At 36.3% G+C, this 25438-nt stretch carries 22 protein-coding genes; 3 read left to right on the top strand and 19 right to left on the bottom strand.

All coding sequences use genetic code 11. From position 1 onward, the window contains the following. Positions 1 to 4: 4 nt before the first annotated feature. The 6 genes from BG05_RS14105 to BG05_RS14080 form a co-directional block, all read right to left on the bottom strand. Positions 5 to 838: a GNAT family N-acetyltransferase gene (locus tag BG05_RS14105; RefSeq protein WP_003190669.1), complete on the bottom strand. Its 834-nt coding sequence runs from the start codon at positions 836 to 838 to the stop codon at positions 5 to 7. A gap of 66 nt (positions 839 to 904) precedes the next feature. After that, positions 905 to 2413 (bottom strand): argininosuccinate lyase, encoded by a 1509-nt coding sequence (argH, locus tag BG05_RS14100; protein ID WP_002185207.1) that lies wholly within the window; start codon positions 2411 to 2413, stop codon positions 905 to 907. A gap of 101 nt (positions 2414 to 2514) precedes the next feature. After that, a complete protein-coding gene (locus tag BG05_RS14095) occupies positions 2515 to 3624 on the bottom strand; it encodes a serine hydrolase (protein ID WP_002128464.1) in 1110 nt (369 codons plus the stop codon). Between the two features lie 117 nt (positions 3625 to 3741). Then, entirely contained in the window at positions 3742 to 4674 is a 933-nt protein-coding gene (locus BG05_RS14090) for a nucleoside hydrolase (RefSeq protein WP_003190666.1), read from the bottom strand. A gap of 134 nt (positions 4675 to 4808) precedes the next feature. Then, the gene (gene panF / locus BG05_RS14085) at positions 4809 to 6242 is read right to left on the bottom strand and encodes a sodium/pantothenate symporter (RefSeq protein ID WP_002087740.1); all 1434 of its coding nucleotides are present in this window, start codon (positions 6240 to 6242) and stop codon (positions 4809 to 4811) included. Beyond that, positions 6239 to 6523: a YhdT family protein gene (locus BG05_RS14080; RefSeq protein WP_003190664.1), complete on the bottom strand. Its 285-nt coding sequence runs from the start codon at positions 6521 to 6523 to the stop codon at positions 6239 to 6241. Before BG05_RS14080 ends, panF begins: the two co-directional genes overlap by 4 nt. 272 nt (positions 6524 to 6795) lie before the next feature. On the opposite strand from BG05_RS14080, the gene dhaS reads away from it, so the two are divergent. Then, entirely contained in the window at positions 6796 to 8280 is a 1485-nt protein-coding gene (gene dhaS, locus BG05_RS14075; RefSeq protein WP_002014355.1) for an aldehyde dehydrogenase DhaS, read from the top strand. Between the two features lie 50 nt (positions 8281 to 8330). On the opposite strand, the gene fabG is transcribed toward dhaS, so the two are convergent. Further along, positions 8331 to 9071, bottom strand: coding sequence for a 3-oxoacyl-ACP reductase FabG (gene fabG / locus BG05_RS14070; RefSeq protein WP_002128467.1), 741 nt, complete (start codon positions 9069 to 9071; stop codon positions 8331 to 8333). Positions 9072 to 9204: 133 nt separating this feature from the next. On the opposite strand from fabG, the gene BG05_RS14065 reads away from it, so the two are divergent. After that, positions 9205 to 9354 carry a YfhD family protein gene (locus BG05_RS14065; protein ID WP_002128468.1) on the top strand — a complete coding sequence of 50 codons (150 nt, stop codon included), beginning with the start codon at positions 9205 to 9207 and terminating at the stop codon, positions 9352 to 9354. A 74-nt stretch (positions 9355 to 9428) separates the two neighbouring features. Here the strand turns inward: BG05_RS14065 and BG05_RS14060 are convergent, their stop codons facing one another. The 10 genes from BG05_RS14060 to BG05_RS14015 all read right to left on the bottom strand — a co-directional run bounded on the left by BG05_RS14060 (position 9429) and on the right by BG05_RS14015 (position 21932). After that, positions 9429 to 11282, bottom strand: coding sequence for a terpene cyclase/mutase family protein (locus BG05_RS14060; protein WP_002185204.1), 1854 nt, complete (start codon positions 11280 to 11282; stop codon positions 9429 to 9431). Between the two features lie 102 nt (positions 11283 to 11384). Then, positions 11385 to 11810 carry a divergent PAP2 family protein gene (locus BG05_RS14055; protein ID WP_000447809.1) on the bottom strand — a complete coding sequence of 142 codons (426 nt, stop codon included), beginning with the start codon at positions 11808 to 11810 and terminating at the stop codon, positions 11385 to 11387. An 80-nt stretch (positions 11811 to 11890) separates the two neighbouring features. Continuing rightward, complete coding sequence (rarD, locus tag BG05_RS14050; RefSeq protein ID WP_002014350.1) at positions 11891 to 12832, bottom strand: EamA family transporter RarD; 942 nt, start codon at positions 12830 to 12832, stop codon at positions 11891 to 11893. A gap of 105 nt (positions 12833 to 12937) precedes the next feature. After that, complete coding sequence (locus tag BG05_RS14045) at positions 12938 to 13186, bottom strand: DUF1294 domain-containing protein (RefSeq protein ID WP_000871335.1); 249 nt, start codon at positions 13184 to 13186, stop codon at positions 12938 to 12940. Between the two features lie 112 nt (positions 13187 to 13298). After that, positions 13299 to 14675 (bottom strand): branched-chain amino acid transporter BcaP, encoded by a 1377-nt coding sequence (locus tag BG05_RS14040; protein ID WP_002128470.1) that lies wholly within the window; start codon positions 14673 to 14675, stop codon positions 13299 to 13301. A 514-nt stretch (positions 14676 to 15189) separates the two neighbouring features. Next, on the bottom strand, positions 15190 to 15330 hold the full coding sequence (locus tag BG05_RS14035; protein WP_002128471.1) for a hypothetical protein: 141 nt from the start codon (positions 15328 to 15330) through the stop codon (positions 15190 to 15192). 57 nt (positions 15331 to 15387) lie between these two features. Then, entirely contained in the window at positions 15388 to 18750 is a 3363-nt protein-coding gene (locus BG05_RS14030; RefSeq protein ID WP_002087746.1) for a tubulin-like doman-containing protein, read from the bottom strand. 83 nt (positions 18751 to 18833) lie between these two features. After that, complete coding sequence (locus tag BG05_RS14025) at positions 18834 to 20930, bottom strand: vWA domain-containing protein (RefSeq protein WP_002128472.1); 2097 nt, start codon at positions 20928 to 20930, stop codon at positions 18834 to 18836. A gap of 255 nt (positions 20931 to 21185) precedes the next feature. Then, positions 21186 to 21524: a VOC family protein gene (locus BG05_RS14020; RefSeq protein WP_002185202.1), complete on the bottom strand. Its 339-nt coding sequence runs from the start codon at positions 21522 to 21524 to the stop codon at positions 21186 to 21188. Between the two features lie 72 nt (positions 21525 to 21596). Continuing rightward, the gene (locus BG05_RS14015; RefSeq protein WP_002185200.1) at positions 21597 to 21932 is read right to left on the bottom strand and encodes a hypothetical protein; all 336 of its coding nucleotides are present in this window, start codon (positions 21930 to 21932) and stop codon (positions 21597 to 21599) included. Between the two features lie 138 nt (positions 21933 to 22070). Between BG05_RS14015 and BG05_RS14010 the strand changes: the two genes are divergently transcribed. Next, positions 22071 to 22472, top strand: coding sequence for a hypothetical protein (locus tag BG05_RS14010; RefSeq protein ID WP_016096373.1), 402 nt, complete (start codon positions 22071 to 22073; stop codon positions 22470 to 22472). Between the two features lie 40 nt (positions 22473 to 22512). Here the strand turns inward: BG05_RS14010 and BG05_RS14005 are convergent, their stop codons facing one another. Beyond that, the gene (locus tag BG05_RS14005) at positions 22513 to 23232 is read right to left on the bottom strand and encodes a class I SAM-dependent methyltransferase (protein ID WP_002185198.1); all 720 of its coding nucleotides are present in this window, start codon (positions 23230 to 23232) and stop codon (positions 22513 to 22515) included. A gap of 118 nt (positions 23233 to 23350) precedes the next feature. After that, positions 23351 to 25054: a peptide ABC transporter substrate-binding protein gene (locus BG05_RS14000; RefSeq protein WP_002185197.1), complete on the bottom strand. Its 1704-nt coding sequence runs from the start codon at positions 25052 to 25054 to the stop codon at positions 23351 to 23353. Positions 25055 to 25438: the final 384 nt, after the last annotated feature.

Here is a 25438-nt window from a genome sequence, read left to right as displayed (position 1 = left end):
CATTCTATTTCTCTAAAAATATAAGTACAGACTCCATAATCTTCTCATAACCAATTTCTTGATAAATTTTATTTGATGTCGGATTTGCCAGGTCCGTATATAATGTCGTTGTTTTGTAGCCTTCATCTAACATACGTTGACTAAGTGCAGCGACACAACTAGATGCGTACCCTTTTTTCCGAGCTTCTTTCGGTGTATATACAAAATTAACTGTTATATTGTTTGTAGTCGGTCTCGTTTTTGCAGCTACAGAAACAATCTTCCCGTCTACTTCTAAACCAAATAGACGACGATTAGTAATTAATGTATGAGCAGTTTGTTTCGCTTCTTCTTTCGTAGTAGGAAGCTTCACATCTTCGCAAAATTGATATATCCACTGCTCTATTAATGTTAGCTCATCACTACTTACTTCTCGAAAGATTCCATCTCCGTTCCACTTTTTCTTTACTTGTTTTAATTCATATATACCTTGCTCCATTGCAACATTAGTTTTCTTATTCTCTAACACTGCAATCTCTTCCGCTAATTTCTGTACGATTTTTTTATTACCAATCAATCCAGGAATATGTGGATATACTTTCGTTAACTCTTTTGCAAGTTCCTTAATAGCTACTGCCGAAATCTCAGACGTAGCAACAATTATTTGTTTCTTTTCTTCTGTTTGAAGAAATACACCTGCAATTTCTTCCTCTTGTTTTGCTACTCCTATAAATATCGGTTCTTGGACCATTTGTAATACACCTAATATGAGATTATTTTCCTGCTCATTCTTCTCTAAAAATGGTGTAACCTCTTCTTTAAAATTAAGAATCTCTTCATATACATGTAATTGAATCATCGACAATCTCTTCCCTCGATTTATATTTAAATTAAGTATTGGCGATTAATTCATTAAATCCATCTTTTACGATTCAATAATGTTCGAAGCTAACGTATTCAAATCATTTTCAGCTTGTAAAATTCTTTGTTTTTCCTTTTCAAATACCTCTTCTTCTTTTTGAAATGACTCTTTTCGATTTTTAATCATACGCTCCATCTCTTTTTTACTCGGTCCACCATATACATTTCTTTTTTGAATAAAAGCTTCTGGTGATATAATTTCTTTCCACTCTTCTTCTAATAAATTTACTTTCAAATTTTCTTGTAAGTATACATTTATGTCTTTGAAATTTAATTCATGTAACTCCTTTTTCTGCTCCAATGACATATTCGCAATCGCACTTGCTGCATGATGTGCATGCCGAAATGGTATTTCATAGTTTTTTGTTAAAACATCTGCGAAATCTGTAATCGTAATCGCGTGTTTATATGAACGACTTTTTAACGTTTCCTCTTCTACTTTCATCGTTCGAATAACTGCGTTCATCATACAAAAAACACGAATTGCCTTTTCGATTCCTTTATATAAATACGGCTGCAAGTCATCCTCCGTATCGACAATATCACCAAATGGTGTATTATGAATCATTTGAAATACAGTAAATGCTTCCCCTAAAGCACTACTCGTAATAGCACGGGCATGTTCTATTGAAACAGGATTTCGTTTTTGCGGCATAATACTACTTATTTGCACATATGGCTTCGCTACAGTAATCCCATCATATTCTTTCGTCGCTAATAGTAAAAAATCATGAATCCATCTACTCGTATTCGTCATAATAACCATTAGTAACGAGCTAACTTCTAATAAATAATCTGCTCCAGCAACAGCATCATATGAGTTCTCAATTACATTTGTAAACCCAAGTAACTGTGCCACTCGTTTTCTCTTAATTGGGAAGCTTGTTGTAGAAAGCGCAGCTGCCCCCATTGGAGAATGATTTAAAAGATGATACGCTTTTTTCATTCTTTCTAAATCTCGTTGCATCGTATCATAAATTGCCAAAATATAATGACCAAATGTTGTCGGCTGCGCCGGTTGTGTATGTGTATACGCGGGCATAATTGTTTCCATATGTTCACCGGCGAGCTCCAGCATACTTTCTTGCAGCAATAAATGATGTTCCATTAACCGCAATACAAATTGTCGTAAACTCATGCGATACATCGTTACACCCATATCATTTCTACTTCTACCGATATGCATATTACTTACAAATTCACACTTTGCTTCTTGAGAAAGCAAATGTTCAACTAAGAAAAAAAGATCTTCATGTTGCTCTGTATATAGCAACTTCTCCTTTGGAATCCCCTCTACTTTTTTAAGTGCGCTTAATATAACTTTTGCTTCTTCTCTTTTCATTAACTTCTCTTCAGTTAACATAGTAATATGTGCCCTATGCACTTGAAACATATCTTTTAATAAATAATTACGCTGAAAATTAAATACGTGCTGTAATACACAATCTACATATGTTTTCCCAGGGAAATCAGCGCCTTCATTCTTAATAAACTCTTCTTTACTCTGTTTCATCACCTTTTCCCCTTTCGCCTAAGTGTTACTACCCATCATACCCAAGGATGGTGAAAAAGTGCTTGTACATAAAAATAAACTCGGCGCTCATAGCACCGAGTTTATTTAATAAAAGTCGCATCATACTTATCACTTTGCAACACTTGAAAGTGTAGATTTGCTAAATGTTTACGTATTTCAGCACTGTCATCTTCATTTAAATTATTTGCCAAGAAAACAATTTCTGTACAGTTTCCGCGTTTATCCATTGCATAAACTGCTTTTGTTACCGTCCATGGTGTATAACCATTCTTTTGTCCAGCATGTCTGAATGTTTTACGATATTTCTTTGCGCTCATATCTGTTTCAACGATATTCGCCCACACTTTTTCTTCCGCTTCTGTAAGACCACCTTGATGATTTGCCTTTTGAAGCAGTACCATATAATCGTTAGCGGAAGCAGCCGGCAATCTATCCGACCAAATTTTGTCGTAACGTTCCTCTAAATACAGAGGAATTTCCTTCTGTAATAATGGTCCCTTCTTTTTTAAGCGTTCATGAATAATCATAGCATATTCACGATATTGCTCTTGAGACATTTCTTTTAACTTTTTCTCTATTTTATATTTTGGAACATGTAATTCTTTATGCAAATATCCCGGAATGTATAAAGATGAAACAATCGGAAATAGCGGTTGATGTGCAGGAAGTGCTAAACTTTGTAAATTCCGATTAATATTGTCTAATCCTAATACCTCCATTAAATATTCAGTATTTGCATTAGAACTAAATTTAACCATTCCTTTTGCAACTTCTTCTAAAGAAACCGCTCCTTCAGTTATCTTTTCTTTTTTTTGCAAATAATTTTGCCATCTATCTTGTGCACCACCATCTGTACCCGGCACATAATAACGATTCACATCATTAATTGAAACGAAACTAGACGGATCGATTTTCCCCTCTGTAACTTGTTTCGTATATTCAAGCGCCACAATTAACTTCATCGTACTAGCAACTGGCAATACAACATCCGGATTTACAGAATACACGACTTTATCATTTCTTTTTATTAAAAGTGCACTATTCTTTTCATCTTTATGTTCTTCAATAAAGGATGCTATGTACTGCGCATCATCATTATTTGAACTCCACACTTTTTTCACTAAAAAGTTACCTGATATCAGCAAAACAAAAATACCCACAATCACTGCGCATACTATAGTTTTTTTCAAGTAAAATTCCTCTCCTATTGTGTAACTCTTCTCTATTTATCCCTTAAAAACAAAATAATGGAGATGATTATTTAAACAATCATCTCCATTATTTTAACTTGTATGCTACTATTATGTCTACGTCATAATTTTCACAAAATCCTCTAGAAACTTTTTATAATGTAAAGACCAGCCAATTTTAACCCAATTTTTCAACGCTTTTGCTTCAGGTTGCGGGCGAAAATCAGCGATACTTTCCCCTTTCGCAACTCCAACCGTATCTACATCAACACGACGATACACGTAATCTAAAAGAGATGGATTTGCCGCTACCATCATCGTTACTACATCATGCACTGGGCTCCCTGTTATTTTAGAATTCAGATTTTTATAAGCTTTATAATAATAATCGAAAATCGGTTCTATTAATTTCTTGAAATTCGTTTTAGAATGTTTCGTAATGTATTTCACCATCTCCGGTGTAATAATCGCTTCTGATGTAACGTTAAGCGGTATTAATGTCACATTTTTCGCATTTTTCATAACTAATTGTGATGCAATTGGGTCACCATGAAAATTGGCTTCCGCGACCGGTGTAACATTTCCGGGCATTAAAAAAGCTCCGCCCATTATATAATATTCTTTCACATACTTCATCATTGGTTTTTCTAAAATAAATGCCGTCGCTAATGTTGTTGATCTGCCGGCATCAACAATTATTAGTTCTCCTTTATATTTTTCAATGATATCGAAAAATGCACAAAAAGGTTTAATATTGGGAGAAAAATTTTTAGGAGGCTTAATAGGTCCCAAACCGTCTACCCCATGAATTTCCGGATAATATGTTACAAAATCCCCAGATAAAGGAATTTTCGCTCCATTAATAACAGGTATATCTTCCCGGCCCGCCATTTGCAATAAATACGCCGCATTACTCGTCGCCTTTTCCTGCGTTACATTCCCATATCCTGTTACTACTCCAACAATATCAATATCAGGATGCAATAATCCATACATAATTGCTAAAGAGTCATCAATTCCTGGGTCTCCTAAAAATAATATTTTTTTCATAGACCTCAACTCCATCCCATCAATTGTTATTACTTTATGAATACATGACGGAATACAGAATGAAAAAGATAAATTTTGTATAAACAAAAAACGTAGGAACTTCATATTAGAAGTTCCTACGTTTTTCTATATTTTTATGCTACTTTTTTCATCGTAACCATACTACCAATTATATAAGAGATAAATGCAAAGCAAATCGGGAAAACAACTGTATGTATACCGAATGGATTAGGGTAGCAAAGGTGAATAAACATATAGGAACCTACTCCAACTAAAATAGATGCGAGAGCTCCAGTTGCATTTCCTTTTTTCCAATATAAACCTAACACAATCGGCCAAATGAACGCTGCTTCTAAACCACCGAAAGAAAATAAATTTAACCAAATTAAAAAGTCTGGTGGCTTAATAGCGGCAGCATATACGAGTAATCCTACGATACCAGTAATCAATAGGCTACCTTTCTTTATCGTACTATCCGCGGCATCTTTATTTATGTAGTTCACATATATATCTTTAATAATTGACGAACTTACAAGTAATAATAATGAGTTCACAGTAGACATTATCGCTGCCATTGGTGCAGCTAAGAAAACTCCAGCTAACCAAGGTGGCAACACTTCCATTGCGAGTAGCGGCATTACTTTATCTGGTACCGTTATGCCTGGAAGGACTACTCTTGCAAACACACCTGTTAAATGCATACCAATCATAATTGTACCGACGACAACCGTTCCAATGATTAATGCTTGGTGCATAGCTTTTGAATTTTTATAAGACATAGCACGCACACTAATTTGCGGTAATCCCACGACACCAATCCCAATTAAAATCCAAAATGATGTGACATATGATTTCGTTAAACTTCCATCCGCTCCGAACGGTGTTATTAGATTCGGATTAATTTGAATAAGTTCCTGCATAATCTTTTCAACTCCGCCACCAGCAATGACAGTAGCAATTAAAATGATTGTTGTTCCGACTAACATAATGATTCCTAATAACGTATCTGATAAAGCGACTGCACGAAATCCACCAATTAACACATACACAAGTACAGAAAATGTAAATAAAAATAGTGCCGTTGTGTAGGAAAGTCCTGTTAGCGACTCAATTAATCGTCCGCCGCCAACCCACTGGGCTACTGTTGCTGAGAACAAAAAGATTATAATACATAACGCAGAAAGAACAACTACCGCTTTATTATTGTATCTGCCCTTTAAATAATCAATAAGCGTAATTGCTTCCATCTTTCTAGCGATAATAGCAAACTTTTTACCAATAACCGTTAAAACGATATATCCTGTTACAACTTGAATCGCTGATAACAGCACCCATCCAAGACCCATATTGTAAGCAATACCAGGCCCGCCGATAAAGCTACTTGCACTACCGTACGTAGCAATCATCGTCATAGCTAATAATAAGCCACCAAGTTCACGCCCACCAAGAAAATATTCTTGTAAAAATTTATTATTAGCGGTTGCTTGTACACGTCTTGATGCATATACACCAATTAAAAACACAACGATAAAAGAAATTATCATTGGGATTATTACATACCAATTCATCTATCATTCCTCACTTTTTCTTCCTCATCGAGTGAAATATCTTGAAATAAAAAACGAACAACTAAAATAAGCAAAATAACCATTACGATAAATCCAACGATACAGCTATAAAAAAACCATGCTGGAAAACCTAATACATATGTATATTCACTCGGATCCTTACTTCCAAGCCCATAAGCAAATCCATACCATATTATAAAATTAATAATAGCTAATCCAAGACCAATTAACGCTTCTCTATGGGCAACTCGAAAGCGCGGATCATCATGATAATTCTTCATTTTCCCCCTCCTCTCACGATGTATAATTGTACCACTGTTTTTCTAGTTTTTCCTACTAGAAAACAAAAACGCGCAGGATTTTTTGTAATTATATAGAATACAATGTTTCATTACATATTTTTTACAATTGTAACGAAAATGAAATTTGAATTTTCAGCATTTTTTATTTATGATTTTAAGTAGAGGCTTTTCATCTAGTTCCCACATCCTTGATTTCGGAATAAACGCCGTCTCGTACTGCGTTTAAATTATATTTTCAAGGGGGTTATACAATGAGTCAACTAGCTGTAAATCTTCATGAAAAGGTAGAGAAATTTCTTCAGGGCACAAAGAAACTATATGTGAACGGAGCGTTCATTGAAAGCGCTTCCGGAAAAACATTTAAAACTCCTAACCCAGCAACTGGTGAAACACTCGCTATCGTTGCTGAAGCTGGTCGCGAAGACATTCATAAAGCTGTGGTAGCTGCTCGAATGGCTTTCGATGAAGGTCCTTGGTCACGCATGAGCACTGCTGAACGCAGCCGTCTTATGTACAAGCTCGCTGATTTAATGGAAGAGCATAAAGAAGAGCTCGCACAGCTCGAAACGTTAGATAACGGAAAGCCAATCCGTGAAACAATGGCGGCAGACATACCACTTGCAATTGAGCATATGCGCTATTATGCTGGCTGGGCGACGAAAATTGTTGGTCAAACAATTCCTGTTTCCGGTGATTACTTTAACTATACACGCCATGAGGCTGTTGGTGTCGTCGGTCAAATTATCCCTTGGAACTTCCCACTTCTTATGGCAATGTGGAAAATGGGAGCTGCGCTTGCTACAGGATGTACAATCGTTTTAAAACCTGCAGAACAAACTCCACTATCCGCTCTATACTTAGCTGAATTAATTGAAGAAGCTGGATTCCCGAAAGGTGTTATTAATATCGTTCCTGGATTCGGTGAATCAGCTGGACAAGCACTTGTTAATCATCCACTCGTTGATAAAATTGCATTTACTGGTTCTACTCCAGTCGGTAAACAAATTATGCGACAAGCATCTGAATCATTGAAACGTGTTACTTTAGAGCTTGGCGGTAAATCACCGAACATTATTTTACCAGACGCCGACTTATCTCGCGCGATTCCTGGTGCACTTTCTGGTGTTATGTTTAACCAAGGACAAGTATGCTCTGCTGGATCACGCTTATTTATCCCAAAGAAAATGTATGATAATGTCATGGCTGATCTCGTCCTCTATTCTAAAAAACTAAATCAAGGTGCCGGCCTTAACCCTGAAACAACAATCGGTCCTCTCGTTTCCGAAGAACAACAAAAACGTGTAATGAGCTACATTGAAAAAGGGATTGAAGAAGGCGCTGAAGTACTTTGCGGAGGAAGTAATCCATTCGATCAAGGCTACTTCGTTTCTCCTACAGTATTCGCTGACGTAAATGACGAAATGACGATCGCAAAAGAAGAAATTTTCGGTCCAGTTATTTCTGCAATACCTTTTAACGATATTGATGAAGTGATTGAACGTGCAAATAAATCACAATTCGGCTTAGCGGCTGGTGTGTGGACAGAAAATGTTAAAACAGCACACTATGTTGCAAGTAAAGTACGTGCTGGTACTGTATGGGTAAACTGTTATAACGTCTTTGATGCAGCATCTCCATTTGGAGGATTTAAACAATCCGGTCTTGGCCGCGAAATGGGATCTTACGCGCTGAACAACTATACAGAAGTGAAGAGCGTTTGGATTAACTTAAATTAACGAGAAAGAACCTGACCTACTCGGTCAGGTTCTTTTCATTATGTATTCATTTACACTTGCAACCCACCGCTCACATTTAATACCTCTCCTGTAATGTAAGACGCATACTCTGATGCTAAAAAGGCAGCTGCGTTTGCAATATCTTCCGGCGTTCCGATTCTTCCAACTGGAATCGCTCCAACCATTTTCTCTTTTACTTTATCCGGTATTGTTTTTGTCATATCAGTATCCATAAATCCTGGACAAATCGCATTACACGTAATACCAAAACTTCCAACCTCTTTCGCTGCTGTTTTTGTTAAACCTACAACCCCTGCTTTTGTAGCCGCATAATTTGCTTGTCCAATATTTCCTTCCCTACTAATAGAAGAAATATTAATAATCCGCCCATACCCTTGTTGCCTCATATAAAGAAGCGCTGGCTGCATACAGTAAAAAACGCCAGTTAAGTTCACTTGTAATACTTGTTCCCAAGCTGATTTCTCCATCTTATGTAACATTGCATCTTTTGTAATTCCAGCGTTATTCACTAAAATATGTAATGTACCAAATTTTTGCACCGCATATTCAATTAACGACTTCGCTTCATTTTGATTACTCACATCACATCGATATAAACTCACATCATACCCTTCATCTGATAATTCACGTGTCGTTTTTTGTAGCTTCTCTTCATTTACATCACTAATTAATACTTTGGCCCCTAGTTTTGCAAAAACTCGTGCGATTTCTTTTCCAATCCCCTGCGCAGCACCCGTTACAACAGCTGTTTTCCCATTCAACAAGTCCATCCCTATCCCCCATTTCTATTAGTTATATTGTATATTTCGGCTCTATGCTTTCCAAATCCTCTTTGTATAAAAAAGTCTATTTGTGTCAAACTAACTTTGCAACGCCGCATAAAACACAAGGAGATTGTTTCGAATGAAAAAAAAGAATGTAGATCGAAACAAAGCTGCCGATGGCATTGATGTTGAGTTCGCTCGCGAACTCGCTGACCACAATGACTTAGAAGCAAACGCACGTGCAAATGCCGCTGATGCACGTCAAAAACGCCAATCAACAGAAAAATAAGGAACTACAACGTTCCTTATTCTTTTCAACAGGGACCTACTACCCATCAAAATAAACCGAGAGTATCTCTCGGTTTATTTTCTATATTTCTTTACGTAGTGCGCTAAAGCAAGTAACGGATATATATGTCCATAACTATGATAGCGAATATAAAAGCCCCCCGGTAACCCTGTACCAGTAGGATATTTTTCATTCATAGTAGACTGCGCGAGCAAATATGAAATTCCTTTTCGAATAATCGGTGTTTCTTGATCGTAGTAAGAAATGAGTGCATCAAGTGCCCACGCTGTTTGTGACGGCGTACTAAAAGGTAAAGAAATAAATTTTTTCTCTACACTACTTTGACAGGATTCTCCCCACCCTCCGTCTTCATGCTGCAAATGTTCGAGCCATGAAGCGGCTTTTTTCAACGCTGGATGAGTAGAAGGCACTCCTAATGCACGTAAGCCTGTCATCGTTGCCCATGTCCCATATATATAACATATCCCCCATTTTCCATACCATGATCCATTCTGTTCCTGTACATCCATTAACCATTTGATAGCTTTCTTTTTTTGCTCTTCAAGCAACTCATTCGGTGCATACGTTCCGAATAATTCTAACACCCTACCTGTAATATCTGGTGTGGACGGATCGGTTATCATATCACTCGCATTTTCAATCGGCAAATTCGATAGTAACTTGCTCGTTACCCCTCGTTCAAAAGCTCCCCAGCCTCCATCATTGTTTTGCAATCCTTTCACCCATTCCACGCCTCTTCCCCACGCATCATCTACTCTATCATTCCCTCTACTTCGCGCTAACGCTCTAAGGGCAGCTGTAGTATCGTCTATATCAGGGATCGTCGTATTAACATCTGAAAATCCCCAACCGCCAGCTACAAGTGATGATGCATGTACGCTCCAATCTACCTTTTTAGTTTGTTGTTTTTGCAATAAATACTCCGTCGCCCTTTGAATCATCTTATTTTCATTTGTAACTTTAGCTTCTTGCAATGAATAGCTAAGTAAAGCGGTATCCCATACGGTAGAAGGAGAATTTTGCAAATGACTTCCTCTGTCCATCTTCCATATATAAGATTTTAATCCTGTCACAGCTTTCTCAATAATTGGAGACTGAATAGAGTGTCCTAATGCAAGCAAAGCATAAATCATATAAAACGTAGCACTGGCGTAACTATATAATGTTCCATTTTCATCTATACGCTCCTTCATAAAGCGCTCTACTTCTTCGTATCCTTTATGATGTAACGATAATGGATAAGATATTACCTTTTTCACATCACCTAAAAACGATTGAAACAGCGGAGACCGCTCCTCTCGAAACCATTGCCCACCCCCGCCTGCAATATGATTTAAATTTGGCAATAACTTTTTCTCTACACGGAATCTCTTATTCATACAAATCATCATCGGAATTAAATGTATACGCGCTGAGCTGCTTAGCCCAAATATACTGAGGGGGGAGTCATCTTGTAAAAATAAGATTGGCGTTGGAAAGTGAAAAAGCGCAGGAAATTCATATTCTCCATGAATCGCTAATAAAAATTTCGTCATAAAATGAGCACGAGAAACTCCCCCGTGTTCCTTAATAAACATTTCAGCTCGCCTCATATTCATAGCTTCTTTCGAATATCTTTCCGAAGCAAGTAAAGCAGCATATGCTTGAATCGTCGCGGATAAATTCCCTCCCTTTTCATCTTCGTATAATTTCCAAGTCCCTTCATTTGTTTGAAGAGATACTAACCTTTTCACAAACGGTTCTATTTCGTCATTTCGCCCTAATAATTTGAGTAAAAAAATCATGTGACAATCCGTTAGCAAAGCTCCTTCAAAACAAAATTGCCACGTTCCGTCTTGCCTTTGCATCGTTTGAAGTGCAGTCGTTCTCCGCTCTATCTCCTCATGCACTTTGTCATATAGTAGCACACCGCTCACCCACCCTTTCTAAGTCCGTATACGATATTCGAAAACTCATCTTAATATGTATGAAAACAAAGAAAAGCAGAACGTGCATTACACACATTCTGCTTACAAACAATACCCAACCCCGACAACAATTCCTAATAGTGCACCAACAACAACTTGATACGGTGTATGTCCAACGAGCTCATTTAACTTTTTATATTCTGTTTGTCTACCATGAAAAAAATCATTCAATATTTTCGCTTGCTTACTTACCGCAAGCCTTACTCCTGAAGCATCGTACATAACAATAATGGCAAAAATAGCGGCAACCGCAAATATTGGACTCTCCACACCTTCCACCACTCCGACACCTGTAGCAAGTGCAGTAACAGTCGAAGCATGCGAACTTGGCATTCCACCTGAAGCAAAGAACTTAGCAAAATCAAACTCGCCTGTTTTTATTAATTTAAAAACGACTTTCGTTAACTGTGCTAAAAACCAAGAAATTATAGCTGCTATAAGTGGATCGTTATGTAAAATTGTTTCCATGTTTTTCAGCTCCTCACTGACTATAATGGAATTTCTATATAATATAAGTATAAAGAAAAATGCGTAGAAAATACTACGCATTATGATACTTTTGCTGATTTATTTTTAATAAATTTTGGTTGCTTCTGTAGTAGAAACTTTGTTTTCGCCATTGAAAAGACAAATAAAGCAATCCATATACAGAAAAACGCAATCATATGAGTAGATGTGAAATGTTCACCAAAAACGAACACACCTAAAATTAAACTAATAGTCGGCGCGATGTATTGTAAAAATCCTATCATATAGAGCGGAATAAGTTGTGCTCCTTTAGCAAAATAAAAGAGTGGTAACGCTGTAACAATACCTGCCCCTATTAAAAGAAACGTTGATATTGCCGAAATAGAACCGAACGAACCAAAGCCATGAACTCCTGTCATAAACAAATATATAAGTGCAAATGGCGTCACTAACATCGTTTCCATCGTAAGCCCAATTGTTGCATCATAATTTAATAATTTTTTTGTTAATCCATATAATCCAAATGAAAAAGCAAGTGAAAGAGAAACCCATGGAATTGATCCGAAACGTATCGTTAAAATAACAACGCCCAATCCAGCTAAACCAACCGCAACATATTGCCAAAAATTAAGCTTCTCTTTTAAAACAACTGTACCAAGTAAAATACTTATAAGTGGATTAATATAATACCCAAGACTTGCTTCGATTACATGGTTATGATTTACGGCCCATATGTATACAAACCAGTTTCCACTAATAAGTACCGAAGCAATTGTTAATGACATTAATAATTTAGGTCGTTTAAAAAGGGCCACTAACTCCCCACCAAACTGACGAAACCTCTTCGTTACTCCTAAAACTAACAACATAAAAACAAATGCCCAAACGATGCGATGCGCTAATATTTCATCTGCCGGTACTTCCTCCACCCATTTCCAATAAATCGGAAGGACTCCCCACATCGTATACGCACCTGCTGCATATATAATCCCCTGCTTTTGCTCTGCTGTTTGACTCCCCATCTTCCTTTTTCTCCTCTTCTCTTTTTTTCTTCATTATAAAGTCTCACATGCTTACTTTACCAATATTCAATCTGCATTTCTTTCGACATTCCTCTTGCAAATCCTTTATATGTATAAAAACACTCCTACTGTTATAATAACGAGCACTGGAATACCGAAGACAAATTTACTTTTATGTGTCTTATGATGAAACATATACATACCAATCCAAGCTCCAACCGCTCCTCCAGCTGCAGCTGATAAAAACAACGTACTTTCTGGCGTTCTCCACTGCTTTTTCTTTGCTTTTCGCTTATCAAGCCCCATCATACTAAATGCTATAACGTTGATAATAATAAAATAAATCCATTTCATCTCTTTCTCTCCCTTAAAAAATCCGCTTTATGTTAACACGAAAATAAGGTGCGCACAAATAAAAATGGCTATAGGTAAAAAAACTTTAGCCTACAGCCATAATTGTAATACCTTATACTCTATTTCTAATCTTACTATGTTTTTTCGCGTATATAAAATAAATAAAAATACCTACAATAACCCAAATTGCAAAACTGATTAAAGTGGTTTTAGAAAGATTTAATGCTAAATATAAACAACTTACTATCGCAAGTATAGGTAAGAATGGAACTAACGGAGCACGGAACGGTCTTTTCAAATTAGGATGTGTCTTCCTTAATACAATTACAGCTATAGATACAAATATGAAAGCTGTTATCGTTCCCACATTCACTAAATTTGCCAACAAATTCAAGTCCAATAAACCTGCTAATACAGCCGCAAGAATACCCGTAATCCATGTATTAAAAAATGGTGTTTGATAACGTTTATGAACACTCGAAAATCTTTTTGGTAACAATCCATCTCGGCTCATCGAGTATGATACTCGAACAAATGCGAACATAGCAACTAACAGAACTGTTGTTAAACCAGCTATCGCTCCAACTGATAATAGACCAGCAATTCTATCCTCTCCTACAATACGCAGTGCATATGCAACTGGATCAGCTACATTCAGATCCGTAAATGGAACCATTCCAGTTAACACGAATGAAACACCAACATAAAGAATTGTACAAATGCATAAAGAGACAAGTAATCCAATTGGAACGTTACGTTGTGGGCGTTTCACTTCCTCTGCTGCTGTTGCAACTGCATCGAAACCTAAAAAGGCAAAAAATACAGTAGCAGCTCCTCCAATAACACCATGGTATCCAAAAGGAAGAAACGGCTGCCAATTCTCTGGCTTTACATAGTTTGCTCCTACAATAATAAATACTAAAATAACAGCCAGTTTAATAATAACCATTATATTATTTATACGTGCACTTTCTTTCACACCACGACTTAGTAAAAATGTAACAATTAAAATAATAATAACCGCTGGCAAGTCGATAATCCCGCCATTCCCCATCCCTGGTGCAGAAGCAATGATTGCCGGAATATGAATATTAAACCCTAGTAGCAATGACTGAAAATAGGCTGACCATCCCGCCGCCACCGCAGAAGTAGCTAATAAGTACTCTAACATGACACACCAGCCAACTATAAAAGCAAAAATCTCACCTAATGTCATATACGTATACGAATACACACTTCCTGAGACCGGGACTGTAGATGCAAATTCAGCATAACAAAAGGCTACACAAGCACATACAATTGCAGCTAACATAAAAGATAATACAATTGCTGGACCAGCATGTTTCGCAGCTACAATACCTGTTAATACGAAAATACCTGTACCAATAATTGCTCCAATTCCTAAAAGCGTTAAATCAATTGCTCCTAAAGTTTGCTTTAACACTTTTTTCTTTTCTTCATTCATTGCTTTCTTTATAAATAAACTCATTCGTAGAAACCTCTTTTTCAAAATTATCCCTTACTCATTACAATCTTTATTACTGTTGCTATTACACATTAATAATATTCATGCTTTACTTTCACTCCCTATATAGACTCCACAAATTACATAATTTAAAATCAGAAAAATCAATCTTCTAAAAACAAGCTTGTTAACAGGCTTGTTTTTAGAAGATTGATTGAATTTATCACAGGATTAATTATATTGTCAACAATATAATTAATTCACCCGAATTGAATAATTATAAATAAAATAGCATTCCAAAATATACGATACCACTCACGAACACTGCTGATTCCCATTTTAATACAATTTTCATTATTCCAAAATTCATTTTTATACATTTAACTCAATGTAATCCCCGTATGCAAACATGATAAAATCAGTCGATTTGTTATACAGAAATAACTATCCATCTTATTAGAGCAATTAACTTTCCTGCAAATTACAAACAGTATTTTCACTTAAGACAATAAAAAAAGCGCAGATGTTCATCTGCGCTTTATTCTTCCGCTTCAATTTCTGTACTATTATTATCGATATGTTCCTTTTGAGCTTCTTCTTGCAGCTCTGCTGAAATCATTCCATAATAAATTTCTGGATATAATCCAAATATTTGATATACGCTTCCTAAAAATGGCATCGGAATCCCTCATTTCTAAAGTTGTATTGTCATTCTTAAGGATTCCCTTTTCACTCATTATACATTCGTTTTTGGCACTTCTTCTTCATCGGGAACATGTAATATATTTTGCCATTTTTTATAAGGCGCACTATTTGGATCCACATACCCTTTCGCATACGAACGATCCCACAATTGTTTCATAAACATCTCTTTCTCTTTCTTCGCAACCATATCTGCACCTGTTCCGTAATAGTTTTGGAAATACAGCTCAATTTCATCAAGGAATAGCCTTAACAAATCGTCAGATGTTTCTTCTAACGTCGGGTCATATTTTGCCTCACGGTCATACATTAAAATCATATCTAAAATATTATGAACATGCTCTTTACGGAGCCATCTTATATCTTGAGCGCCTAATACAAATGCATGTGTATATAAATGTCCACCTTGTATCATTGCCTTTTCTTGTTCTTCTTCAAATCGTGACAAGATGTTTTCATAAATAAACGGATTATGAAGCAATGCTCTGTGCAACTTATAACTTTCACTTGAAATATTTTTCCCCATCGACTGAATTAAAAAGCTACGGCCAACACCATTATATTGATACACGAATTGTCCATCAACAGCAACTAAGCTAATCCAGCGATACATATACGCGTATAGAAGAGCACGATTACATTTGTCGTAATCTAACTTCGTTTGCGTTGCATTCAAGTCTGGCATAAAGGCTGGTAAGTGCCAATATTTATCTAAATGCGGCGTCAAACTAGATTTTTTACTATTTAATTTGTTCACGCGGCGATAATACGATTGAAAATAATCACCTTTATCGTTCATAAAACCATTCGCAATATGTCCAGATGAAAGCTTAGGAAAATCTTGTAGCGATAATCCGTAATGAGCACGATAACAAATCACTTCAAATGGTGAAAACGCCTCGTTTACCGTATCTTTTTCTTTAAACATTTCTTGCAATAACTCTTCTTGCAATTCTTGTTTTAAAGATGGATGTACGCCCCAATATTGTAATTCTCTATGATGAGAAACTTTCGGAACGAACGGACTTGCTAAATGGAAAAGATCTTCAATTTTTTCACGAACGTATTCATCACGATCACGCTTCTTGAAATCTGCTTCTTTTCGCAATGCTTCAACGATATTAAGCTCTAATTTGTCACGATAGCGCACTTGAAGTTCGTCATAACAATAACTCAATATATGTTCACGATAGAAGTCTTCCACCTTTTTCGACTGAATTTCTTCGGCTTTCGCATCACGACAATATTCCCCGTACAAGCTCATATAAATTTCGGACGATATATCTTTCGGTAATACACCTAAATTTAAATGTTGCTGCATATCTTGCCAAATCTTTTCTTGCAATTTCTCTTCAGCTAATACGTATACATTCGTCGGGTTCGTTTTCCCCTCAAATTCCTTGCTTCGCTTTTGGATTTCAAACAATAAATTTTCACGTGTTTCGTATAAATTATCAAAGAATCTTTCCCAATATTGAATCATTTTATCAACTGCTTGGTATAGCGATTGATACACGAGTTCTAACAACATTTCTTTACGATACTCACTTAATTTGTGTACGTACTGCGTTACAATATCTTCAAATTCTTTTTTAAACAAACGCTGCTGATTATTAATCATTTTTCCAAACCAGCCTTGTTGCTGCGCAATTTCAACGCGGCGAACAGCCGTTACAGTTCCATCAATATTACTCACATTAAATTTCTTATCGTAGTTTTGAATTAAATTACGCTTTTGTTCATTATTTTCATGTAGTCGATTCATCTTCTCTACTAACTGCTTACGAATTTCATACAGCATAAAACGTGCTGCAACTGGATGAACTGGATCCGTTTTCTTTAAAAACCATGTATTTAATTGGTAAGACTGTCCTTCTGAGCCACTCGGTGTAAAGCGGTCTGATTCGATCATGTCATATAAAAGGGTAGTAACATGCTCATGTACACGGCTCGGAATGGCATAAGCATATAAACGAACCGCATGATCAACTCTCGCTACTTCCCCCTTCATTTGTTCCATCATTTTAAGCTTCGCAGCCGATATTTTGCACTCATGCTGCAGGCGGTTTAATTCCTCATCTTTTTGCACTGTACGGTGTACGTAACTCTCTACAGCATCTAAAAACAATTTTGATTTTGCAACACCGAGCTTACCACCCTCTGCCCCCTCACGTGTTTCATGGTACATTTGTCTATAAAAAATATGAGCTTGTTCTGGCCGAGTAGCAAGATGCTCTAAGTCTTCTAAATAACTTTTCCCGCGCTCTGGCTTTTCACGCTGCATACCACGTTTGACATCTTGGTCGTATCTTTGCTTTTTTTCTTGAAACAGTTGATCTAAATGAAGCCAAGATTCATCTAAACCTTGCACCGCCCATTTTAAAGCACAGTATTTCAAAACGTGCTCATACGGATAAATAAGTTTTGCCGTTCCTGCTCCGCAATATCTCCCTTTCCCACTCGATTCTGCCAATTGCTGAATTTGATTATCTTCTTGTGCAAAATGATTTGCAGACATTGGACTAAATAACTGTAAATAAATCGTATTTGCCATTTGCTCCATATAATCCGATAAATTGTGCAAATGGTGCCCATGTAAATTTTCATAATCATATAAGAAACAATAATTGTACGGTAAATGATGCTGCTTTATCGTATGGTTTGTTCTTCCGTCCTCATCCACTTGATCAGGACGATATTCTAATTCAATCGTTACGCCGCCTCGTTTTGATAATTCACCAGTCGATCCAAGCGTAATAGCGTGCAACTCTTTTAACGATGCATAACCATTCGCTTGCACAGTTTCAAACTCTTTCGCACTAACCGTTCTCGTCTTAACTAAAACATCTGGCATTAAAAACGCACCGCGAATTAAAATGTTATGATGCTGCAATTTCTTCCGGAGCATCTCACGCAAATATAATGCGATTTGTAAAAACATCCCTGAGCCTGTTCCGCCGGCTAGTGATGTTACAATAATGACACGTACACCATATTCCGTCTGATCACTTGTAACTGGAAAAATCTTCTCGATTTCTTGCCAAAACGATGTGAGTTTATCTTCTTTCATCGCAGCACGTAACGCTAACCGTGAAATGACGCGTAACTGTCCAGCCCCTTCTGTTAACGGTTTATCAAGTATAGTCGGGTCCATCGGAAACCACTCTGGAATCGTTGGATCTCCCGCAATATACTCTCTCGGTGTTTTACTCGAGCTCGTTTGCGTCTTAAACTTCCGAATATGATCAAATTTACTCAATGTATTCACATCTGTATCAAATACATGCATCGCTACCTTTTTACGACGCTCCTCAGGTAATCTTTCATATATTTGATGTGTGACAGTACTACCGATTCCACCTAAGCCAATTAAAATTGTTGGAACTTGTAATGTCATGTGAACCACCTTCCTATTCTTGCTTGTTTGAAAAGAAGAATAAAGAGAGCCGGGCCTCCTCCGCCCCTCTTACACCCTATCTACTATTCACATTCGTACCGGTAAATCTCCTTACCATATCCTCTATCAATTACTAAAAGTTCATTTGGATACAACGTCTTATGCTCCATTCCTACCTCTTCCTCTGTTATAAACATCCCATCAATAATCATCCCAACCACTTGCGATTCTTTCGCTACAAATATAGATTTCGATCCTTTTTTCGCTATTAATGTTACAGATTGCACAGTCTTTCTTTCTGCTCGGAATGGAATGCCAAAATAGTGCTTCCACCATTTATTTTTAAGTAACTCTGGTTCAGATTGATAAAGCCAATCTTTCGCTACTTCTTGATCCCATTCGTAATATAGTAATGCTTTCCTATGAAATCTCGGACGAACAATCCATCCTAAAATAATAATTCCTACTATTAAAAGTAATAAAGTGATAGGAATTACAAATTTAAAAATGAGCGCATACTTCTCAAAAAACGGCGCATTTTCAATGTGCAGTACGATCTTTTCCTTTACTTCTTGTAATGTTGAATCATTGATCGTGATGGTAGCCTCTACGGTGCCGGTATCTGTAAAATTGAATGTGTCGGAGTAATAAGGTCGAGGATAAACATAAACTTGACTACCATGCTGTTTTAATTCATAGTTGATCGATTGATTCGATGTGACACCAGTAGATTTTAATAGTTTCTTTACAGCCTCTTCTGTCATCGGTTTACCATTTAACTGGGGCTGTAAAATAAATGGTTTACTATTTTCTAAATTTGTTACCTTTTCTTCATAATCTTTCGTAACAGCTTGAAGTGTTAATTTTGGTTTTTCAGCTGGTTCAATCTTGAATTCTTTCGTCTGTCTATAAAATCCCTTTATATTCATATGGACTTTCCCGCGTACTAACGCTTTACCAACCTGTGTCTCGTAATAAAACACATGTCTTTTATCATCCCACTTCATCGGATACTGCTTTCCATCTATTTCTACTTCTGCTTCGAAATAAGAAGTTTGAATTGGTAATTCAGTAGGTTTCGCTTCAATAACAGCTGTCACACCTTCATACATTTTCTCAACATTTTTTCTATCTTTATCATCTTTGTCGTACGTAGAAACAGTATAATTAAGCGCTGGTTCAACAAGTACTTGTAATCCCTCTTTCTCAATGTCCTGATCCACTTCTATCGTATATGTCCCTGGCTTAATCACTTCCTGGTTCGCTGTACTTACATGCACTATATTTCCGAATAATTTAGCTTCTCCTGGTGCATGTATAGAAAAAGAAGACTGCAATTGTAACGGTTTGGAAAGTTGCATAACTTTATAATTAGACAAAGAAGGTGATTGTCGTACAAGCGTCATACGCTTTAATGGAAACGGTGTTGTAATCTCTACTTTTTTCCCTACTATTTTCGTTTTGACAATCGACTCAACAGAAGAAAATGGATCACGATTTGCAACTAATGCTGCCACTTGATTCACACTTTGTACAATACCATCCTCACCGCTAGACGGCATGACAACTCCATTCATTTCTTTTTTCCAAATCTCTTTAAACGTATTTAACTGCAGCTTCTCTTGCTGCCCTAAATCCTCTTCCATCGTGATTAAAACTGGATGTAAAGAGATCTTTTTCGAATCCATTTCTTTCTTAAACTGCGCTAACTTCTGTGTAATTTGTTCTTTTCCGCCAATCTTATCTTTCTCCAAATCATTAAATGCCCCGTCAGTTAATACAATAAGCCAAAATTCACGTTTCCCATCTATATCTGCTTCCTTTTTTATAGATTGCATCGCCGTTTCTACTGCGCTAAATGGAGTATTTAAATATGTTTTCCACGCCCCAATCCCCTCAATTTCTGTTTGCCTTTGATCCTTTGTTAATGAAATGTTTAATGGAGCATCCGGCTTACTCATTGGAACGTAAGAAAATTTATCTTTCTCATCTAATAGCGCAACTAAACTTTGCAAGGCGTAATTGGCATACTTCCAGCGATCGTTATTTCTCATGCTGCCCGAATCATCATATACAAGTGAAACGACCCTTTCCTTTGCCTCCTCTCCTTTTGCAAAAACTGAAAAAGGTAAACATATAAATAGAAACAGCATGAACGTGGCACAAATTCGAATTTTCATGATGAGGCTTCGCCACCTTTGTAGACAAATTCCTATGTTTAAATTTATGAGAGGAAACAAGATATATGACTTGTATTTTAGGACAACGAACGCACCTTAACTTTATTATGTAAACATATATATAACTTGGTAATATTCCTTCTAGCATTTTCTATCCAATTATATAGGTAAAAAAGCCTGTTTAAGCTCCACCCTTAAAACAGACTTTTCCTACTTTTAAAATTGAAAACTCTTAACAAAAAGTTTGATTTTTAATCAGCACATCACTTCAATTGTATATCCTCCAGGTGCTTCGACATAAAACGTATACGCATGTGCATGTTTAGGCGGTTCGACTGAAAATCCGTCTTTCTTCAATCTTTGATTAATTTTATTAACTTGTTCTTCATTTTTTTGTGGAAATCCTACATGAAATGTTTTTGGATAATGAACTTCTTTTCCCTTCATTAAGGTTAATATAAACCCATCATTATCACGCATAACTGCGAAGCCATTTCCCGTTGTTCCACCACAAGTTAAACCAAAATACTTTTCTAAAAATTCTCTAGCAGCTGTTACATCTGTAACTGTTAAATTAAGATGATTAATTTTCAATTCACTCACCTTCTTTCTTAATTTTCTAACATTTTATCATATAAATAAAAAACACGCCTTTCACAGCGTGTTTCATTGCTTCACATATACCTCAACAATTGGATTATCTTTATTATCTGCATGTAAACGTATATTCTCTTCACCCGTATTATAAATGCTAGCTACCAGCATAACTGTTAACAAATTCGGTATTTTCGCATCACTCCCATATTTTCGTTCAAGAGCTTCTGTATACTCGAAATCCAAATCACCCTGCACATATGTATACACTTCAAAACCATCTTCCAAATTACAAACTACTGTATCTATAATATCCGCTCCTACTTGCTTCTTCATTTCACCTCGCAATGCTTCTATAAATTCTTCCCAAGGAACTTCGTACGTCTGAAATTGATCTGTAGATTTCATTTCATTTCCTCCTCACTATATATCCTGTTCGTATATTTCCCCTTTCCTATAACAATTATGATAGATAGGTCATTCGTACAAGCCGCACTTGTCCCCCTTACATATCGTATTACTGTAATGGGGGAAGGAGGAAAGAACATGCATAGACAAAAATGTTATAATACATGCCAACGTTATTTCGGAAAAGTTGTTCGAATTGAAGATCGTGATGGTCATATCCATTTAGGAAAAATAATAGACGTGACAAATGATTCTGTTTGGATTGAGCCAGTACAGCAGCGTTCATCTTTTGATACAGGATTTGGATACCATGGCGCATATTCAAACGGCGGATGTGATATTTGCGGCGGTCTTAGCAGATGTGATAACTGTGGATTTGGATGTGGTGGTGGATTCGATGGTGGATTCAGTGGTGGATTCGGTGGCTGCGGATGTGGCCGTCGTGGTTGCGGCGGTTGTGGCTTTGGTGGCGGCTGGGGATTTGAACTCGGATTTGGCTTTATTTTTGGAATTACTTTGGCTGCATTATTTTTCATCTAACATAGTAAAGAGTTGACTATCTTTAGCCAACTCTTTTTCTCTATTTCTCACATATAAAAATGCGATGCCCTAAAATATGTTGATACATAAGCAGTACTTGTTCGTGTTGCACCCACGCCTCATACAATTCTTCCGGAATAAACGGTGATACATTCCACTCTGGCTCTTCCATATGTCCTGCAACTGTTTCTGCAATAGTTCCGCCACCCGCAATTGTAATTCTTTTAAAATTTGCTGCTTGAAATAAATGAATCCACTCATTCTCAGTTAATAATTCTTTCATACCGTATAACTGTCCAATCTTTTCCTCCTCTTTCTTCTCAATATGTTTTTCGGTAATCATTTCAATGACAACAAGCTTTCCATCCTTTTGTAATACACGATAACATTCCGAAATAACCTTTTCTTTATTTGTAAAAGCGAGGATAGATTCTCCAAGTACAAGCTCAAATGAATCATTTAAACACGGTAATCCTTCTACATCTCCTTGAATCAATTGTATATTTAAACCATCAAACAACCATCTATCTTTCGCTTTTTGAATCATAATTTCATTCTTTTCAACCGCTGTCACTTTATAACCCAATTCTTTTGTCATATACGCCGCTGTTTTCCCCGTGCCGCAACCTATCTCAAGGACACTAGCCCCATGTCTAAGTGGCAATTGAGATAATAATTGTTTTGTTAACGTAAAACCACCAGGATGAGCACTCCCTATTCCGTAGTAAGCTAGAAAATCGATGTATGTGTTTCGTTTCATGAGATTCTCCTTTGAGTTTTCTATAATACATATATTCATCCATAAAAAAATAGTGCACAGAAAAAAAAGCATTTTCAAGTGCTATAATACCGCAACTTGAAAATGCTTTTTTCTTTTATTATTTCTCTTCTACATACGCCCATTTGAAACTATATTCCGGACTAATATTATGTTTCACAATTCCCTTTACATTTGGTTTCATAACATATGATCTACCACTTTGATATAAAGGTACGAGCGCTACATCTTCTTCAAGTAACAATTTTTCTGCTTTCCCTAACTCTGTCCAACGTTTTTTTGCATCAGCCATCCATTCCGTCTTACTTTTATTAATAATGTCATCATATTTTGAATTTGAATAGCTCATCTGGTTCTGCGAATTTTTCGTTTCAAACATATCAAGATATGTCATTGGATCCGCATAATCTGGATTCCAGCCGCCATATGAGAAATCATAATCTTGTTCTGATTCTAATTTTAGTTTTTGCTTAAATGGCTGAAGTTTAATATTTACTGTTACACCTTTTAAATTCTTTTCAATTTGATCTTTTACATACTCCCCAACTTTTTTCGCATTACCAGTATCATAATTTAATAGCTCTATTGTCACTTGATCTTTTCCAAGTTCTTTTTTCGCTTCTTCCCAAGCTGCTGCTGCCTTTTTCGAGTCTTGGTTTAAACCATTCTTAAATGTTTCTGCAAAATCTTTACCGTCTGGACCACTTGCTAAACCTTTTGGTACTAAGTAATCCACTGGTTTTGAACCGTCATTTAGAATTACATTCGTTAAACCTTTCTTGTCAATTGATGATGCAATTGCTTCACGTAATTTTTTGCTCTTTAACGGTGTATCTTGCCCACCTCGTTTTTGATTTAAACGTAAGTAAAACGTGCTTGTTTCTGAATATGCTCCAAACTCCTCTTTATTGTTTCTATACTTATCAACAAATTCACCTGATAAAAGTGCGAAATCAATTGCACCTGTATCATATAAATTTACTCTAGTAGCCCCTTCTTTTACTACACTATAATTAATTTCATCCAGCTTCACTGTCTTTTTATCCCAATACTGATCATTTTTCTTTAATTTCCATCCTTGCTCATGTTTCCAATCGGTAAGCACAAACGGTCCATTATAAACTGTCGTATCAGACTCTAAACCGTATTTATCTCCTTTTTCTTTTACGAATTTTTCATTTAATGGATAGTAAGACGCGAATGCCATTAAATTCAAGAAATACGGTACTGGTCTTTCTAGTTCAACTTCAAGTGTATAATCATCTACCGCTTTTACACCTAATGTAGAAACTTCTGCTTTCCCTTGATTTATTGCCTCTGCATTTTTAAGATAATATGCAATAAATGCATACTCAGCAGCTGTTTTTGGATCTACTAGACGTTGCCATGCAAATACGAAATCTTTCGCTGTTACAGGATCACCGTTTGACCATTTTGCATCTTTCCGTAATTTGAATGTATATTTTTTGCCATCCTCGCTTGTCGTACTAGATTCTGCCGCAGCTGGAATTGGCTTATTATCTTTATCTAGACGATATAACCCTTCCATCGTGTTTCCTAAAATTTGAGAACCTAACGTATCTGTATTTTTCGAAGTATCCATCGTCGGAATTTCATTCGTTTCTGTACGATTTAATACTTGCTTTGCTGCGTATTTAATATCAGAGTTTTTCCCTTCCCCACTATTAGACGTTGTAGTAGTCGTCTTCTTCTCCCCACCAGATCCTGAACATGCTGTTAACGCCATGCTCATTGCTAATACTGGCGCTACAACCGCCGTGAACTTCTTCATCTTTTTCTTCATTCTTGTACCCTCCCCAATTATATGTATGCTACTAACTTTTAGAGATTTCTACCAACTTTATTTATCAGAAAATTCTTATTAATTAATATTCTACTATTTTTTTCGGTTTTGTAAAGTATTTTTAAGAATTTTCTAAAAGTTTATTTTTTTATGATAGTAACTTGTTATTTTACTATTATATGAATTATCCCCCATCTACTATATGTAAACATACCTCCTCTTATTCTTCTCTATTACTAAATTCTATATTTTTCTCATCAATATGAAATCTCTGCTATCATTTATCTATCCAATTGTTGAACTCTTTTCTAATTTCCTACAGTAGAATTTTAAAAGTAACCTCAAAATTTCCATGTGCCTTATTCTCCTATTCATACAAAAAAA

Source organism: Bacillus mycoides (assembly GCF_000832605.1).
Taxonomy (GTDB): domain Bacteria; phylum Bacillota; class Bacilli; order Bacillales; family Bacillaceae_G; genus Bacillus_A; species Bacillus_A mycoides.
Note: the sequence above shows the minus strand (reverse complement) of the source record. Positions and strands in the feature narration are given on the sequence as shown.

Coding starts and splice junctions, on each gene's coding strand:
- BG05_RS14105 (WP_003190669.1), bottom strand. CDS start 838: ATGATTCAATTACATGTATATGAAGAGATTCTTAATTTTAAAGAAGAG.
- argH (WP_002185207.1), bottom strand. CDS start 2,413: ATGAAACAGAGTAAAGAAGAGTTTATTAAGAATGAAGGCGCTGATTTC.
- BG05_RS14090 (WP_003190666.1), bottom strand. CDS start 4,674: ATGAAAAAAATATTATTTTTAGGAGACCCAGGAATTGATGACTCTTTA.
- panF (WP_002087740.1), bottom strand. CDS start 6,242: ATGAATTGGTATGTAATAATCCCAATGATAATTTCTTTTATCGTTGTG.
- BG05_RS14080 (WP_003190664.1), bottom strand. CDS start 6,523: ATGAAGAATTATCATGATGATCCGCGCTTTCGAGTTGCCCATAGAGAA.
- dhaS (WP_002014355.1), top strand. CDS start 6,796: ATGAGTCAACTAGCTGTAAATCTTCATGAAAAGGTAGAGAAATTTCTT.
- fabG (WP_002128467.1), bottom strand. CDS start 9,071: ATGGACTTGTTGAATGGGAAAACAGCTGTTGTAACGGGTGCTGCGCAG.
- BG05_RS14065 (WP_002128468.1), top strand. CDS start 9,205: ATGAAAAAAAAGAATGTAGATCGAAACAAAGCTGCCGATGGCATTGAT.
- BG05_RS14055 (WP_000447809.1), bottom strand. CDS start 11,810: ATGGAAACAATTTTACATAACGATCCACTTATAGCAGCTATAATTTCT.
- rarD (WP_002014350.1), bottom strand. CDS start 12,832: ATGGGGAGTCAAACAGCAGAGCAAAAGCAGGGGATTATATATGCAGCA.
- BG05_RS14045 (WP_000871335.1), bottom strand. CDS start 13,186: ATGAAATGGATTTATTTTATTATTATCAACGTTATAGCATTTAGTATG.
- BG05_RS14040 (WP_002128470.1), bottom strand. CDS start 14,675: ATGAGTTTATTTATAAAGAAAGCAATGAATGAAGAAAAGAAAAAAGTG.
- BG05_RS14035 (WP_002128471.1), bottom strand. CDS start 15,330: ATGCCATTTTTAGGAAGCGTATATCAAATATTTGGATTATATCCAGAA.
- BG05_RS14030 (WP_002087746.1), bottom strand. CDS start 18,750: ATGACATTACAAGTTCCAACAATTTTAATTGGCTTAGGTGGAATCGGT.
- BG05_RS14025 (WP_002128472.1), bottom strand. CDS start 20,930: ATGAAAATTCGAATTTGTGCCACGTTCATGCTGTTTCTATTTATATGT.
- BG05_RS14015 (WP_002185200.1), bottom strand. CDS start 21,932: ATGAAATCTACAGATCAATTTCAGACGTACGAAGTTCCTTGGGAAGAA.
- BG05_RS14010 (WP_016096373.1), top strand. CDS start 22,071: ATGCATAGACAAAAATGTTATAATACATGCCAACGTTATTTCGGAAAA.
- BG05_RS14005 (WP_002185198.1), bottom strand. CDS start 23,232: ATGAAACGAAACACATACATCGATTTTCTAGCTTACTACGGAATAGGG.
- BG05_RS14000 (WP_002185197.1), bottom strand. CDS start 25,054: ATGAAGAAAAAGATGAAGAAGTTCACGGCGGTTGTAGCGCCAGTATTA.